At 72.5% G+C, this 14,193-nt stretch carries 14 protein-coding genes and 1 tRNA gene; 5 read left to right on the forward strand and 10 right to left on the reverse strand.

Annotated elements, in window-relative coordinates:
- Positions 1 to 49: 49 nt before the first annotated feature.
- Complete coding sequence (gene rlmB, locus ACWD0A_RS08955) at positions 50 to 997, forward strand: 23S rRNA (guanosine(2251)-2'-O)-methyltransferase RlmB (RefSeq protein ID WP_307714790.1); 948 nt, start codon at positions 50 to 52, stop codon at positions 995 to 997.
- A gap of 163 nt (positions 998 to 1,160) precedes the next feature.
- Positions 1,161 to 2,801, forward strand: a complete 1,641-nt coding sequence (locus tag ACWD0A_RS08960) for a DoxX family membrane protein (RefSeq protein WP_451296049.1) — start codon at positions 1,161 to 1,163, stop codon at positions 2,799 to 2,801.
- Between the two features lie 95 nt (positions 2,802 to 2,896).
- Here ACWD0A_RS08960 and ACWD0A_RS08965 read toward each other — a convergent pair whose 3' ends face one another.
- From ACWD0A_RS08965 to ACWD0A_RS08975, 3 genes are all read right to left on the reverse strand, one after another.
- Positions 2,897 to 3,619, reverse strand: coding sequence for a nucleotidyltransferase family protein (locus ACWD0A_RS08965; protein WP_451296051.1), 723 nt, complete (start codon positions 3,617 to 3,619; stop codon positions 2,897 to 2,899).
- A 111-nt stretch (positions 3,620 to 3,730) separates the two neighbouring features.
- On the reverse strand, positions 3,731 to 4,153 hold the full coding sequence (locus tag ACWD0A_RS08970) for a hypothetical protein (RefSeq protein WP_451296053.1): 423 nt from the start codon (positions 4,151 to 4,153) through the stop codon (positions 3,731 to 3,733).
- A gap of 209 nt (positions 4,154 to 4,362) precedes the next feature.
- On the reverse strand, positions 4,363 to 5,490 hold the full coding sequence (locus tag ACWD0A_RS08975; RefSeq protein ID WP_451296055.1) for an ABC transporter ATP-binding protein: 1,128 nt from the start codon (positions 5,488 to 5,490) through the stop codon (positions 4,363 to 4,365).
- Between the two features lie 181 nt (positions 5,491 to 5,671).
- Here ACWD0A_RS08975 and ACWD0A_RS08980 point away from each other — a divergent pair.
- Positions 5,672 to 5,745, forward strand: a tRNA-Thr gene (locus ACWD0A_RS08980).
- Between the two features lie 38 nt (positions 5,746 to 5,783).
- Here ACWD0A_RS08980 and ACWD0A_RS08985 read toward each other — a convergent pair.
- Together ACWD0A_RS08985 and ACWD0A_RS08990 are read right to left on the reverse strand one after the other, a co-directional pair.
- On the reverse strand, positions 5,784 to 6,392 hold the full coding sequence (locus tag ACWD0A_RS08985; RefSeq protein WP_451296057.1) for a hypothetical protein: 609 nt from the start codon (positions 6,390 to 6,392) through the stop codon (positions 5,784 to 5,786).
- Positions 6,392 to 7,783, reverse strand: a complete 1,392-nt coding sequence (locus ACWD0A_RS08990) for an NAD(P)/FAD-dependent oxidoreductase (protein WP_451296059.1) — start codon at positions 7,781 to 7,783, stop codon at positions 6,392 to 6,394. Before ACWD0A_RS08990 ends, ACWD0A_RS08985 begins: the two co-directional genes overlap by 1 nt.
- Positions 7,784 to 8,029: 246 nt before the next feature.
- Here ACWD0A_RS08990 and ACWD0A_RS08995 point away from each other — a divergent pair, with 246 nt between their 5' ends.
- Positions 8,030 to 8,500 (forward strand): N-acetyltransferase family protein, encoded by a 471-nt coding sequence (locus ACWD0A_RS08995; protein WP_451296061.1) that lies wholly within the window; start codon positions 8,030 to 8,032, stop codon positions 8,498 to 8,500.
- A 16-nt stretch (positions 8,501 to 8,516) separates the two neighbouring features.
- Here ACWD0A_RS08995 and ACWD0A_RS09000 read toward each other — a convergent pair whose 3' ends face one another.
- Positions 8,517 to 9,512, reverse strand: coding sequence for a zinc-binding dehydrogenase (locus ACWD0A_RS09000; protein ID WP_451296063.1), 996 nt, complete (start codon positions 9,510 to 9,512; stop codon positions 8,517 to 8,519).
- A gap of 37 nt (positions 9,513 to 9,549) precedes the next feature.
- The gene (locus ACWD0A_RS09005; RefSeq protein ID WP_451296065.1) at positions 9,550 to 10,740 is read right to left on the reverse strand and encodes an FAD-dependent oxidoreductase; all 1,191 of its coding nucleotides are present in this window, start codon (positions 10,738 to 10,740) and stop codon (positions 9,550 to 9,552) included.
- Positions 10,741 to 10,883: 143 nt separating this feature from the next.
- Here ACWD0A_RS09005 and ACWD0A_RS09010 point away from each other — a divergent pair, with 143 nt between their 5' ends.
- The gene (locus ACWD0A_RS09010) at positions 10,884 to 11,528 is read left to right on the forward strand and encodes a pentapeptide repeat-containing protein (protein WP_451296383.1); all 645 of its coding nucleotides are present in this window, start codon (positions 10,884 to 10,886) and stop codon (positions 11,526 to 11,528) included.
- A 125-nt stretch (positions 11,529 to 11,653) separates the two neighbouring features.
- On the opposite strand, the gene ACWD0A_RS09015 is transcribed toward ACWD0A_RS09010, so the two are convergent.
- From ACWD0A_RS09015 to ACWD0A_RS09025, 3 genes are all read right to left on the reverse strand, one after another.
- Complete coding sequence (locus ACWD0A_RS09015) at positions 11,654 to 12,154, reverse strand: hypothetical protein (protein ID WP_451296067.1); 501 nt, start codon at positions 12,152 to 12,154, stop codon at positions 11,654 to 11,656.
- Positions 12,155 to 12,284: 130 nt separating this feature from the next.
- Entirely contained in the window at positions 12,285 to 12,905 is a 621-nt protein-coding gene (locus ACWD0A_RS09020; protein WP_177150276.1) for a response regulator, read from the reverse strand.
- On the reverse strand, positions 12,902 to 14,038 hold the full coding sequence (locus ACWD0A_RS09025) for a sensor histidine kinase (RefSeq protein ID WP_451296385.1): 1,137 nt from the start codon (positions 14,036 to 14,038) through the stop codon (positions 12,902 to 12,904). Before ACWD0A_RS09025 ends, ACWD0A_RS09020 begins: the two co-directional genes overlap by 4 nt.
- Between the last annotated feature and the right edge of the window lie 155 nt (positions 14,039 to 14,193).

Raw genomic sequence — 14,193 nt, forward strand, 5'->3', positions numbered from 1 at the left:
CTTACGTACACACTTTTGTTTGAGCGAGCTTTACAGAAACAGGTAGGTCATGGCCGGGAACAGCCAGCGCAGGAACCGCCGCACGTCCAACAAGAAGGGCGCGCAGGTCGGCAGCGGTGGCAAGCGGCGCCGCTCACTCGAGGGCAAGGGGCCGACGCCGCCCGCCTCCGCCCGCAAGGGACACGTCAAGAACCGCCTCGCCAACGCCAAGGCCAAGCAGGCCCAGCGCCGTCCCGTGGCCCGCCGCGGCGGCAAGGGCACCTCGGAGATGGTCGTCGGCCGCAACCCGGTCTTCGAGGCGCTACGCGACGGCGTGCCCGCCTCCACCCTCTACGTGCAGCAGTTCATCGACAACGACGAGCGCGTCCGCGAGGCGCTCCAGCTCGCCACCGGCCGCGGCAACATCAACATCATGGAGGCGCCGCGCCCCGAGCTCGACCGCATGACGAACGGGCTCAACCACCAGGGCCTGGTGCTCCAGGTCCCGCCGTACGAGTACGCCCACCCCGAGGACCTCGCGGCCGCCGCCTTCGACGACGGCGAGGACCCGCTGATCGTCGCGCTCGACGGCGTGACCGATCCGCGCAACCTCGGCGCGGTCGTCCGCTCCGTATCGGCGTTCGGCGGCCACGGCGTTGTCGTGCCCGAGCGCCGGGCGGCCGGCATGACCGCCGGCGCCTGGAAGACCTCGGCCGGCACGGCCGCGCGCACGCCGGTCGCGCGCGCCACCAACCTGACCCGCGCACTGGAGTCGTACCAGAAGGCCGGTCTCACCGTCGTCGGCCTCGCCGCCGACGGCGACACCGAGATCGGCGAGCTGGAGGCGCTCGGCGGCCCCGTCGTGATCGTGGTCGGCAGCGAGGGCAAGGGCCTGTCCCGCCTGGTCGGCGAGACCTGCGACCACCTGGTCCGCATCCCGATGCCCGGCGGCGCGGAGTCCCTGAACGCGGGCGTCGCGGCGGGCGTCGTGCTCTACGAGGCGGCCAAGCGCCGCTGACTTGCCCAGCGGGCCGCCCCGGGAACGCGAGCGTTCCCGGGGCGCGTCCCTATCGGGCAGACCCGGTAAAGCGCGGTCGAAAAGGCTCAAGAGGAGCGCTTGACGGGTCTCGGACAGATCGGGCCCGTCGGGGCCGTGCCCTAAACACACATCACTCGGTTAGATGAGTGTGGACACCAGAACGCCCCGGTCCGGGTTCGATGATCAGCCTGCGCTGAGCATGGTCAAGGTGGACTGCGATCCCGCGCAGGTCATCGTCAACCACGCCAGCTTCCGGGTGCGGCTCGCCCAGAGCGCGCGCCCCGCACGTGGCCTGGCGGACACCGCACGGCTCGCCTCCGTCGGCGCGGGCGCCGCGCGGCGCAGGGCGCCCGTCGTGTGGAGCGGCAGGTCCGCCCCCGGGGACTCCGGCGCGACCGGCCTCCTCCAGGCCGTGCGCAACTCCACCCTGGAGCACGACCCCTACAACTCCGGCGCCACCCAGGTCATGCCGCGCGTCGACCTCGGCGGCGACACCGTGCAGTACCCCGCGGTCACCGACGCACGACCCCTGCTGCCGCCCATGCGCCAGGCCGTCGGCGCCTACGACTCGTACGACTCCGACAGCCAGGGCGGTCAGGACAGGTACAGCAGGGGCACGTACGGCACGGACACGTATGGCACTGATACGTACGGCACGGACCCGTACGGCCACAGCACGTACGACCCGGCGCCGTACGCCGAGATTTCGCCCGCCGCCCACGCGCCCGCCACCCACCGGTCCGCCGGCGACCCCACACGGCACGCCTACTACCCCGGCCGCCGCCTGAACCTCGGCGTGGTGCTCCTGCCGCTGCGCGTGTTCCTCGGACTGATCTCCGTGTACGCCGGCATGGGCAAGCTCTGCGACCCCGTCTACTTCGACGGCGGCCACCGCGGCTCCCTGGTCAAGTGGCTGAGCTCGCTCCACCCCTGGGCACTGGCCGAGCCCCTGCGCGACTTCGCGCTCGCCCACCCCGTCGGCGCCGGACTCACCGTCGCCTTCCTCCAGGTCGTCGTCGGCGTCCTCACCGTCCTCGGCCTGTGGCAGCGCGTCGCCGCCGTCCTCGGCGCGCTGCTGTCCTCGGTGCTGATCCTCACCGTCAGCTGGCGGACCGTCCCCGTCTACGACGCCCCCGACTTCATCTTCCTCGCCGCCTGGTCCCCGCTGATCATCGCGGGCGCCCCCGTCTACTCCGTCGACGGACGCCTCGCGGGCGAGGCCTGGCGCACCCTCGGCCCGCGCTCCGCGATCTGGGACCTGCGCCGCCGCGTCCTGTGCCGCGGCGGACTCGTCGCCGCCGTCGTCGTCGGCCTCACCATGCTCGTCGGCTCCATGCTCGGCGGCGCCGTCCGCTCCACCGAGATCGTCACCGTCCCCGGCCCCGGCCAGAACCCCAGCAACCACCTGCCCGGCGCCTCACTCCCGCAGGAATCGAGCATCGAGCGCAGCTCCTCGAGCCCGCGCCAGGACAGGCCCTCCCCGTCCGCCAGCCGCTCAGGCACCCCCACCTCCACGACCTCCGCACCCGCCGAGGACACCGTCCGCGAGACCGTCCCGGCCGACGGCGCCCCCAGCCAGACCCAGGGCACCGGCCAGCAGCCCCCCACCGGCTCCCAGCCCGCCCCGCCGCCCACCAGCGCCGGCCCCACGTCCAGCGGCGGCACCGGCTCCGGCGGCGCCTCCGGCGGCACCTCGGGCGGCACGACCGGAGGCTCCGGCGGAGGCTCCGGCGGCAGCGGCGGCTCAGGGAGCGGCGCCGTCATCGGCGGCCTGCTGGGCTGAGACCGCACACGCCGAGAGGGCGGTCACCGGAAGCGTCCGGTGACCGCCCTCTCGGCACGGGTCCTCGACTGCCCGCGCCGCCTGCCGACGCCGGCTCAGCGCACCTGCGAAGCCAGCTCCTTCGCGGCCTCCGTCAGATCCTTCGCCGTGTCGATCGCCCGCCAGTACGCCCCCTGCGGCAGCGGGAAGCCCGCCAGCCGCCGCTCACGCGCCAGCCGCGGAAACGTCGTGCGCTCGTGGTCGCCGACGTCCGGCAGCAACCCCGTGAACGCCGCCGAGAACACGTACACGCCCGCGTTGATCAGATACGGCGACGGCGGCGACTCGACGAAGTCCGTGATGTGCCCGAACGCGTCCGTCTCCACCGCGCCCCACGGGATCCGCGGACGCGCCAGCGCCAGCGTCGCCGTCGCATCGCGCTCCTCGTGGAACGCCGCCATCTCCCGCAGCGAGAACCGCGTCCAGATGTCACCGTTCGTCGCGTACCACGGCTGTTCGGGATGCGGCAGGCTCTTCGCCGCGTACTTCAGACCGCCGCCACGGCCCAGCGGCTCCGTCTCCACCACCGTCGTGACCCGCAGCGGCAGATCGGCGCTCTCCAGCCACTTCTGGAGCACCTCGGCGAGATGGCCGCACGAGACCACCGCATCGGTCACGCCCTCCGCGGCCATCCAGGCCAGCTGGTGCCCGATGATCGGCATCCCCGTGCCGGGGATCTCCACCATCGGCTTCGGGCGGTCGTCGGTGTACGGGCGCAGCCGGGAGCCCTGGCCACCGGCCAGGACCACGGCCTGCGTCGGATACGTAGGGGTCTGCATGCCGTGAACGATATGCGCACCGCCGGACACGACACGGACCGGACCCGCGAGTGCGGGCCCGGTCCGTCGAACCGGTCCGTGCGGTGCGCCGGCTGCCCGCGGCGCCGGGCCTCAGTGCCCGAGCGCCTGCTGCTGGACGCCCGTGGCGAAGGAGGTGTCGCAGACGGGCCGCGAGAACCGCTGCGCGCGCGTGGGCCCGTAACGGTCCACGGCGGCCCGGCCCAGCGAGCGGGCGATCGACATGCAGTGCTGGGCGAGCGACGGATGTGCCTCGACCTCGCGCTGCAGATGCGTGAGCGCGACGCCCGGGTCCTTCGTCTGCAGCTCCGTGAGCAGCCTGTCCCGCAGAACGTCCTGCGGGGCACGGGACGTGGCCCGTGTCGAGACGTGCTCGGAGGAGGCCGTGAGCATCTGCGACTTGGTGGCCTGTCCTGCCCACGGGACGGTGGAGACCGCGAGGGTTCCGGAGAGCACCAGGACGACAGGCAGAACGAGAGCGAGAGTGCGGCCGATTCGGCGGGCTGTGTGGGTCACGCGAGCGAGCGTAGCGGCCAGTAATGGTATGGCGACATCCAGTCACTCACGCGGGCGATGGTTCGAGGGTTCTTTTCGAATCGCACGTTGACGCATGGGGTGAAATGCCGCTGAATGCGCGAGATATATCAGAATGTGCGAAAAGCCGGGCTCCGCACCTCGAGTGCGGAGCCCGGCCTCTGCGCCACCGAACCGGAGCCGACGGCGCGTCAGTCGCTCAGACGCTCGCCCGTCGACGTCGAGAAGACGTGGATCTCGCCCGGACGCGGCACGACGTGCAGCTCACTGCCCTTGGCCGGCACGCTGCGGCCGCCGACGCGGACGACCAGGTCCTTGTGCTCGCCGCCGACCTGGGCCGAGCCGTACACGTAGCCGTCGGCGCCGAGCTCCTCGACGACGTTCACCGACACGGCGAGGCCGGCCGGGGCGTCCTTGGAGAGCGTCCTGGTCTCGGCGCCGCCGTGCTCGACGACGTCGAAGTGCTCGGGGCGTACGCCGACCGTCACCGTCGTGTCGCCCTTGTCGGCGGCGGCGGACAGGGCCTCGCGGGAGACCGGGACGACGCTGTTGCCGAACTTCACGCCGCCGTCGGTGATCGGGACCTCGACCAGGTTCATGGCCGGGGAGCCGATGAAGCCGGCGACGAAGAGGTTGGCCGGACGGTCGTACATGTTGCGCGGCGAGTCGACCTGCTGGAGCAGACCGTCCTTGAGCACCGCCACGCGGTCGCCCATGGTCATGGCCTCGACCTGGTCGTGCGTGACGTACACCGTGGTGATGCCGAGACGGCGCTGGAGCGAGGCGATCTGCGTACGCGTGGAGACACGCAGCTTGGCGTCGAGGTTCGACAGCGGCTCGTCCATGAGGAAGACCTGCGGCTCACGCACGATGGCCCGGCCCATGGCGACACGCTGGCGCTGACCACCGGAGAGCGCCTTGGGCTTGCGGTCCAGGTACTCGGTCAGGTCGAGGATCTTCGCGGCCTCTTCGACCTTCTTGCGGATCTCGCTCTTGTTGACGCCGGCGATCTTGAGCGCGAAGCCCATGTTGTCGGCGACGGTCATGTGCGGGTAGAGCGCGTAGTTCTGGAACACCATGGCGATGTCCCGGTCCTTGGGCGGCAGGTGCGTGACGTCGCGGTCACCGATGCGGATGGCGCCGCCGTTGACGTCCTCGAGCCCGGCGAGCATGCGCAGGGAGGTGGACTTTCCGCAGCCGGAGGGACCGACGAGGACGAGGAACTCGCCGTCCTCGGTCTGGATGTCGAGCTGGTCGACGGCGGGCTTGTCGGAACCCGGGTAGATCCGGGTCGCCTTGTCGAACGTGACAGTAGCCATGGTGAATGGCTCCCTTCACCGGCAGGAACGTGCCGGACGATCCGTTGTAGAGGGAGTGGTCCAGTCCACCCGTGGATGGACTTGCGGTGACGCTACCTGGCGATGCCGGATCTGTCAGCAGTCGGTGGGCGAGGAAATTTTCGACCGGGGCGGCTCGGGGGTTGGATACACTGCACTCGCTGCCTCCTTAGCTCAGCTGGCCAGAGCACCGCTCTTGTAAAGCGGGGGTCGTCGGTTCGAACCCGACAGGGGGCTCGACCGCCCGGGCCGGCGTGCTGTCGGCCCGGGCGTTTTCATGCTTCGGGCAGCTGGGGGGTGCGGGCCAGTACGCCGTGGCCCCGGGTGGGGGTGTGCGGGCCCAGGGTGTGGGGGTTGATGCTGAGCGCCTCGGCGAGCTTGGGTGCGAGTTCGGATGACAGCCAGTCCCACTCGTCGTCGTCGCCGGCCTCCGCGCGGCACTGGACCTCGAAGGGCAGGGGCTCGCCGATGGTGAGTTCCTCGTCGTCGGGCTCGCCGGTGAAGGCGGCCCGGCGGACGACGTGGCCGTTCTCGGCGACGAGCCAGGCGGAGCCGTCCGACTGTGCGCCGTAGTAGTACGCCTGGGCCTTGCCGAAGCGGGCGCTGAGCTGCTCGCAGAGGGCGGGCATGTCGGCCTCGGTGGGGTCGCACCAGGCTCCTACGACGAGGGTCCAGCCGTCGAGTTCGGGGGTGACGAAGACTCGGTCGTAGCCGTGGTCCGGGTCGTGGGCGTCGTCGTCGACGGCTTGGACGGCGTCGGCGAAGCCGGTCGGGCGCGGGTCCGTGAGGTCCATCGCGTCGAGTACGGCCGCCTGGTCGCCGGTGGGGAGCGCCAGCCAGTGCAGCCAGCAGGCGGTGATGGGGGCGGGGGTGTCGGCGGGCATCAGTGGCGGCCCGAGATCTTGTCGGCGAGGCGGGCCAGGGGGGCCGTCGTGGGCGTGTGGGTGGTGGATTCGCGGCGGTCCGCCGCGCGGTAGGCGGCGTAGAGGGTGTGGACGCCGAGCCAGCGCAGGGGTTCCGGTTCCCAGTTGCGGACCTTGTGGTTGACCCAGGGCAGGGAGGTCAGGTCGGTGGGGCCGGACTGGCCCGAGTCCTGCTGGATGAGGTCGCGCAGGGTGCGGGCGGCGAGGTTGGCGGTGGCGACGCCCGAGCCGACGTAGCCGCCGGCCCAGCCGAGGCCGGTGGAGCGGTCGAGGGTGACGGTGGCGCACCAGTCGCGGGGGACGCCGAGGACGCCGGACCAGGCGTGGGCGATGCCGGTGCCGGCGAGCTGGGGGAAGAAGCGGATGAGGATCTCGCGCAGGGCGTCGATGGTGGCGGGCTGGGTGCGTCCGTCGTTGTCGGTCCTGGAGCCGTAGCGGTAGGGGACGCCGCGGCCGCCGATGGCGATGCGGTCGTCGGCGGTGCGCTGGGCGTACATGTAGGCGTGGGCCATGTCGCCGAGGGTTTCGCGTCCCGCCCAGCCGATCTCGGACCAGACGTGCTCGGGCAGGGGGTCCGTGACGATCATCGAGGAGTTCATGGGGAGCCAGGTGCGGCGGCGTCCCTTGAGGGAGGCGGTGAAGCCTTCGGTGCAGCGCAGGATGTAGGGGGCGCGGACGGTGCCGTACGGGGTGACGGCGTGCTTGGGCGTGATCTCGGTGACGGGGGTGGACTCGTGGAGGGTGACGCCGAGGGCTTCGACGGCGGTGGCGAGGCCCTTGACCAGTTTGGCGGGGTGGAGGCGGGCGCCGTGCGGGGTCCAGGTGGAGGCGACGGCGCCGGTGACGCGGATGCGTTCGGCGGTTTCGCGGGCGCCGAGCAGGAGGCGGTCCTTCTCGCCGAAGGCGATGTCGACGGCGTGGAAGGCTTTGAGCCGGGCGAGTTGGGCGGGGGTGTGGGCGATCTCGAGGACGCCGCCCTTGTGGATGTCGGCGTCGATGCCTTCTTCGCCGGTGACGCGGATGACTTCGTCGACGGTGTCGTTCATGGCCTGCTGGAGGCGGACGGCGGCGTCGTGGCCGTGCAGGCGGGCGTAGCGGTCGCGTCCGGCGATGCCGTTGTAGAGCCAGCCGCCGTTGCGTCCGGAGGCGCCGTAGCCGCAGAACTTGGCTTCGAGGACGGTGATGTTGAGGAAGGGGACGGCCTTCTTGAGGTAGTAGGCGGTCCACAGGCCGGTGTATCCGCCGCCGACGATGCAGATGTCGGCGGTGGTGTCGCCGGGCAGGGGTTCGCGGGGGGTGGGGGTGCCGTCCTGTGCGTACCAGAACGATATGCCGCCGTTGACGGTGCTCATGTCGATTGCTGCTTCCCTGCCGGTGGACGCGTTGTGTGGCGGGAATTTACTGCTCCGGGCGGGGTTTCGCGACGTGCGATCGCGGCGTGATCGACATTCGGGACGTGTCGTAGGGGGAGGGCGCTCGTCGCGGCGCGCTGCCCGGGCGGGCAGAGGCCTTCCTCGCCGGGTGGGGCGACGGGGACCGGGTGCTCATCGCTCGGAACCCGCTGGCGCGGTGGGCGGCCGTCGGGGCAGGCTGTGCGCATGATTCGTACTGCTGTGCCCGACGACGTGCCCGTGATCCACGAGATGGTCCGGGAGCTCGCGGAATACGAGAAGGCTCTGCACGAGGCGAAGGCGACCGAGGAGCAGTTGCGGGAGGCGCTGTTCGGGGAGCGTCCGGCCGCGTTCGCGCACATCGCGGAGACGGACGCGGGCGAGGTGGCCGGGTTCGCGCTGTGGTTCCTGAACTTCTCGACGTGGCGCGGGGTGCACGGGATCTATCTGGAGGACCTGTACGTGCGGCCGCAGGTGCGGGGCGGGGGCCATGGGAAGGCGCTGCTGACGGAGCTGGCGCGGATCTGTGTGGAGCGTGGCTACGAGCGCCTGGAGTGGTCGGTGCTGAACTGGAACGCCCCGTCGATCAGTTTCTACGAGTCGCTGGGTGCGAAGCCGCAGGACGAGTGGACGGTGTACCGGCTGACGGACGGGGCGCTCGCGAGTCTGGGGTCGTAGGGGCGGGCCCGTCGGGTTACGGGACGAGGACGACCTTGCCGACGGTGCCGCGGGTTTCGAGGGCGCGGTGGGCCGCGGCGGCCTGGTCGAGGGGGAAGCGGGTGACGGCGGGCCGCAGCCGGCCGGCCGCGGCTTCGGCGAGGGCGCGGGTCTCGAGTGCGCGCAGGCCGCCGGCCTTTTCGAGCATGGCGGGGCCGAGGACGCCCTCGGAGGTGATGCCGCGTTCGGCGAGTTCCTCGTCGGTGAAGAGGGGGGCGGTGTCGGTCGTGATGCCCTGGCTGGACCAGCCGAAGACGATGTGCCGTCCGCCCTTGCCGAGGAAGTCGGCGGCGGCGCGGGCGGTGTCCCCGCCGACGGAGTCGTAGAGGACGGTGGCGCGGCGGTCGCCGAGGTGGGTGCGGACCGTGTCGGGCCAGTCGGGGCGCAGGTAGTCGACGGCGAGGTCGGCGCCGTCGGCGCGGACGCGGGCGGTTTTGTCGGGGCCGCCGGCGAGGCCGATGACGGTGGCGCCTGCGTTCTTGGCGTGCTGGACGATCAGGGTGCCGATGCCGCCGGCTGCGGCGGGGACGATGACGGTGTCGGCGGGGCCGAGGTCGGTGAACTGGAGGATGCCGAGCGCGGTGCGGCCGGTGCCGATCATGGCGACGGCCTCGGCCTCGTCGAGTCCGTCGGGGATCTCGTGGAGGCGGTCGGCGTCGGTGACGGTGAGTTCGGCGTAGCCGCCGGGGTTCATGCCGAGGTGGGCGACGACGCGCTTGCCGAGCCAGGTGTCGTCGGTGCCGGCGCCGATCCGGTCGACGGTTCCGGCGACTTCGCGGCCGGGCACGGTGGGGAGCTCGACCGGGGCCGGGTAGGGGCCCTGGGCGCCCTCGCGCAGGGCCGCGTCGAGGAGGTGCACGCCGGCGGCTGCGACGGCGATCCGTACCTGGCCGGGGCCGGGTACGGGGTCGGCGACGCTTTCGTGGGTGAGGTTCTCGGCGGGGCCGAAGGCGTGGAGGCGGACGGCATGCATGGTGGGCTCCCTCGTTGTCGGTTGCGGGACCCACTCTTCAACCTCGACTTTGCTTGAGGTCAAGCGATGTTCGTGTCCCCGCGTACTTGATGGCGCGCAGGGCGAGCGAAACCGCTTCGATCCCGCTGTTGAACGCCACTTCGCACAGGAGTCCGGGGGCGGCCACCTGGTCGCCGGCGAGGTAGACGCCGTCGCCGCGGTCGATGGCGGGCCGGTCGCGCCAGGTGGCGCCGGGCAGGTCCACGGCTCCGGTCCGGCCGTTGGCCAGCGCCGCGCGGCGCCACACGGTGCGCTCGCGCCAGCCGGGGAAGCCGAGGTCGAGGAGGGCTTCGGCGTGGGCGACGCCGTCGGCCTTTGACCCGTCGGGGGCGATCGGGAGCTGGGCCTGGATGAGCGACTGCCCCTTGGGGGCGAGCGACGGGTCCTGGGCGGTGAAGCGTTCCAGCCAGCCGGGGGCGTCGAGGTCGGAGACGACGAACGGGTCGCCGCGCCGGGCACGCAGCGCCAGGTCGACGAGGGTGGTGCGGCCGCTGGTCCAGCGCAGGGTGTCGTCGCCGAGGAGCCGTCGCGCGGCGTCGAGGGAGGTGGCGACGATCACGGGGCCGTGGCGCTCGGGCAGGGCGTCGACGCGGGAGGTGGTCTCGATGCGTACGCCGAGGTCCCAGGCGCGCGCCGCCATGCGGTCGATGACCTGGCCCCAGCCGCCGCGCGGGTAGTGGGCCTCGGGCGGCAGGGCGGTGGCCCGGCGGAGCCGTTCCTGGACGAAGGCGGCGGAGAGCGATCCGGGGTCGTGGTGGAAGAGGGCGACGCCCATGAAGTGGGCGGCGGCGCGGGCGCCTGCCTCGCCGGCGACGCCGGTGGCCCAGGTCATGAAGTCGGTGTCCACAGGGGCGTCTTCGGCGGGGCGGCGCGCGATCCTGAGCAGGGCGAGCGGCGGGGTCCTGCGGAGTGCGCCGCCGCGGCGGAAGCGGAAGCGGGCGCCTTCGAGGGGCGGGAGCGCGGCCATGGGGCCGAGCAGGCCGCGCTGCTTCAGCCAGGTCCAGTGGGGGCCGCGGCTGTAGAGGGCGTGCGGGCCGTCGTTGGTGCGGTAGGGGCCCTCCGCGGTGCGGGCCCGGCCGCCGAGCGTGTGGTGCGCCTCGTACAGCGCCACGCGGGCACCGGACTCGGCGGCGGTGATGGCGGCGGTGAGGCCGGCGAATCCGCCGCCGACGACCGTGATCTCCTGCATGGCTGTCTCTCCCTGGGTGGCTCGGTCCGTTGTCACGGATGCGACGGATCCGGTGCCGCGATGTGTGACATCGCCGCGGCCCGAGGGCGTTGTCAGTGGCATACGTCACCATGGGGACCATGGCGAAGGCGCGTGGGAAGAAGGTGGCGGCGGCTCGGGTGGCCGAGGTGCGGCTGCCGCCGCTGGAGAGGTTCGGGCGCGGCACGCTGGAGCCGGACGGGGACTACGACGGGGTGGAATTCGCCGGGCTGGATCTCGGCGGGCAGCGGGGTGCGGGGGCGCGGTTCATCGACTGCGCGCTGCGGGAGTGCGCGCTGGACGGCACGGAGCTGGCCGGGGCCCGTTTCGTGGACTGCGTGCTGGAGGGCGTACGGGGCGTGGGGACGGACCTGGCGGGGGCGTCGCTGAGGGACGTGGAGGTGAGGGACGCGCGGCTGGGCGGGGCGCAGCTGCACGGGGCGGTGCTGACGGGCGTGGTGGTGAGGGGAGGGAAGATCGACTTTCTGAATCTGCGGGAGGCGAAGCTGACGGACGTGGTGTTCGAGGGCTGCGTGCTGGTGGAGGCGGATTTCGCGGGGGCGAGGCTCGAGAGGGTGGAGTTCCGGGGCTGCGCGCTGCGGCAGGTGGACTTCGGCGCGGTGCTCATGAAGGACGTCGACCTGCGGGGGGCGGCGGAGCTGGACATCGCGCGGGGCGTGGAGCGGCTCGCGGGCGCGGTGATCAGTCCGGCGCAACTGCTGGAGCTGGCTCCGGCGTTGGCGGCGCAGGTCGGCGTGCGGGTGGAGTAGGCGGGGGCCGAAGGGGCCGGGGGAGGCGGCGGTCGGGGATGCCGGGCCGGGCGGGCAGAGGTGGCGGCGGTCGGGGGCGCCGCCGGACCCGGGGAAGCGGTCCGGTGCGGACGGGTGGGCCGGGGTTACTGGGTGCGGGGGAAGCGGGACTGGAGGTCCCAGATCGCGGGGTTGTCGGCGAAGCCCTCGTGCATGTCCGTCAGGTCGGCGATCAGGTCATGGAGGAAGTCGCGGGCCTCGCGGCGCAGTTCGGCGTGGCTGAAGGTGAGGGGCGGCTCGTCGCCGGGCATCCAGTCGGCCTCGACGTCGACCCAGCCGAAGCGCCGCTCGAAGAGCATGCGGTCCGTGGATTCGGTGAAGTCGAGCTCGGCGTGCTGGGGCCGTGCGGCGCGGCTGCCGAGCGGGTCGCGGTCGAGCTGCTCGACGATGTCGCACAGCGCCCACGCGAAGTCGAGCACGGGCACCCATCCCCAGGCTGTGGACACCTCTCGGTCCGCCTTGGTGTCGGCGAGGTAGACGTCGCCGCAGAACAGGTCGTGACGCAGCGCGTGGACGTCCGCGCGCCGGTAGTCGGTCTGCGGGGGGTCGGGGAAGCGGCGCGAGAGGGAGTAGCCGATGTCGAGCACGTAGGTGATGGTGTCATGGGACCTGGAGAAACGTCACCGCACGCGCATTCGAGGGAACGGCGTCCGGTTCCGGCCGGCGGCACGGCCGGCGCGGGGGATGTCGCGCTGAGCGAAGGAGGCCACTGTGGCCTCACGGCAGCAGCCGCTGCTCCTTCGCCACCGCCACCGCCCCCGCCCGCGTGTCCACGCCGAGCTTGGCGTAGATGCGGCCCAGGTGCGTCTTCACCGTCGCCTCGCTGATGAACAGCGCGCGGGCGATCTCGCGGTTGCCGAGACCGCGGGCGAGCTGGCCGAGGATGTCCCGTTCCCGTTCCGTCAGGGTCGGTCCGGCAGCGCCCCGCATCCGGTCCATCACGCGGCCGGCGACCGGTGCCGACAGCGCGGTGCGGCCCTCGGCCGCCGCGCGGATCGCGGCGAACAGTTCCTCCGGCCGTTCCGCCTTGAGCAGGTACCCGGTCGCCCCGGCCTCGATGGCGCGGGTGATGTCCGCGTCCGTGTCGTACGTCGTCAGCACCAGCACATGCACGTCGGGCGAGGCGATGCGCCGCGTCGCCTCCACCCCGTCGATGCCCGCACCGAGCTGAAGATCCATCAGGACCACGTCCGGAGTCAGCTTGGCGGCCATCGCCACCGCCTCCTCGCCGCTGCCCGCCTCGCCGACGACCTCGATGTCGCCTTCGCTGCCGAGAAGGGCCAGCAGCCCCGCCCGTACGACGGCGTGGTCGTCGCAGAGCAGGATCCGTACGGTCATGACACCTCCAGGGGAATCGCCGCCGAGAGCACCGTGCCCTCGCCCGGCGCGGACTCGACGGTCAGGGTGCCGCCGAGCTGGCGCACCCGTGCGCGTATCGCGGGCAGGCCGTGCCCTCGGACGACGGACGGCGCGTCGGCCGCGGCGCCGGACACGTCGCCCGGATCGAAGCCCCGGCCGTCGTCGGCGACGTCGAGGACGACCTGGTCGTCCAGGTACGTCAGCGTCACCGCGGCGGTGGCGGCGCCCGCGTGCTCGCGTACGTTCGCCAGCGCGCCCTGCGCGATGCGCACCAGCGCCGACTGGACCCGGTCCGGCAGCGCGACCGGTGCGCCGTCGACCCGGAAACCGGCCGACTCGCGGGCCGCGACCCTGCGCAGCGCCTCCTCCAGGCTGCCGCCCTCGGCGAGGTCGGCGGGCGCCAGGTCGTGCACGAAGCGGCGGGCCTCGGCGAGATTGTGCTCGGCGATCGACCCTGCCGTACGGACATGGCGGCGCGCGGCCTGAGGGTCGGCGTCCCACGTGCGGTCGGCGGCCTGCAGCAGCATCTGCTGGCTCGACAGGCCCTGGGCGAGGGTGTCGTGGATCTCCATGGCGAGGCGCTGGCGCTCGGCGAGGGTGCCCTCGCGGCGTTCGGTGGCGGCCAGTTCGCGGCGGGTCCTGATCAGGTCGTCGATGAGGGCGCGCTGCCGGGTCACGAGCCGTTCGGCGTGGACGAAGACGGCGGTGGCGATCGCGGCGACGGCGGGCGGCGCGATGACCAGGTTGGGGTCGAACCCGCCGTGCGAGAGCTGGACCTGCGCCGTGACGACGAAGACGGTGAGCACGACCACGAGCACGAGCGCGGCCCGCATCGGAAGTGTGCGCAGACCCGTGTAGAACAGCGGCACCGCGCACCAGGCGAAGCTCGGCGCGAGCACCACGAGCACCATCCACACGGTGACGACCGTGAACAGCCACGGCCGCACGAACCGGCGGGGTGTGGCGCGCGGTCCGAAGACCGGCCCGAGGACGTACAGCAGCGTCAGCGCGGCCGACAGGCCGATGATCCACGGGGAGCGGATCTCCCAGGGGTGGCGCAGCAGGTAGCGGGCGAGCGAGGCGCCGAGCAGCAGGAAGAACGCGGCGTGCATGACCCGCGCCAGCCACCGGGCGTCGGGGTCCTGCTCGTGCACGGCTCGCTCCTCGGGTCGGGCGCCGACCTGGTCGTGGTGCAGGTCGTAGGCATCCATCGTGACCCGGGCGGACCAGGGCGGCATCAGCCGATCGGTCGACATGCCCGTCGTCC

It is taken from the genome of Streptomyces sp. NPDC002867, from assembly GCF_053591895.1.

Excerpts from the sequence above, each read along its gene's own strand:
- ACWD0A_RS08990 (WP_451296059.1), bottom strand. The coding sequence starts at position 7,783 with ATGAGCACCGTCAACGGCGGCATATCGTTCTGGTACGCACAGGACGGC.
- ACWD0A_RS09005 (WP_451296065.1), bottom strand. The coding sequence starts at position 10,740 with ATGCAGGAGATCACGGTCGTCGGCGGCGGATTCGCCGGCCTCACCGCC.
- ACWD0A_RS08975 (WP_451296055.1), bottom strand. The coding sequence starts at position 5,490 with ATGGCTACTGTCACGTTCGACAAGGCGACCCGGATCTACCCGGGTTCC.
- rlmB (WP_307714790.1), top strand. The coding sequence starts at position 50 with ATGGCCGGGAACAGCCAGCGCAGGAACCGCCGCACGTCCAACAAGAAG.
- ACWD0A_RS08985 (WP_451296057.1), bottom strand. The coding sequence starts at position 6,392 with ATGCCCGCCGACACCCCCGCCCCCATCACCGCCTGCTGGCTGCACTGG.
- ACWD0A_RS08965 (WP_451296051.1), bottom strand. The coding sequence starts at position 3,619 with ATGCAGACCCCTACGTATCCGACGCAGGCCGTGGTCCTGGCCGGTGGC.
- ACWD0A_RS09025 (WP_451296385.1), bottom strand. The coding sequence starts at position 14,038 with ATGCACGCCGCGTTCTTCCTGCTGCTCGGCGCCTCGCTCGCCCGCTAC.
- ACWD0A_RS09020 (WP_177150276.1), bottom strand. The coding sequence starts at position 12,905 with ATGACCGTACGGATCCTGCTCTGCGACGACCACGCCGTCGTACGGGCG.
- ACWD0A_RS08995 (WP_451296061.1), top strand. The coding sequence starts at position 8,030 with ATGATTCGTACTGCTGTGCCCGACGACGTGCCCGTGATCCACGAGATG.
- ACWD0A_RS09000 (WP_451296063.1), bottom strand. The coding sequence starts at position 9,512 with ATGCATGCCGTCCGCCTCCACGCCTTCGGCCCCGCCGAGAACCTCACC.
- ACWD0A_RS08960 (WP_451296049.1), top strand. The coding sequence starts at position 1,161 with ATGAGTGTGGACACCAGAACGCCCCGGTCCGGGTTCGATGATCAGCCT.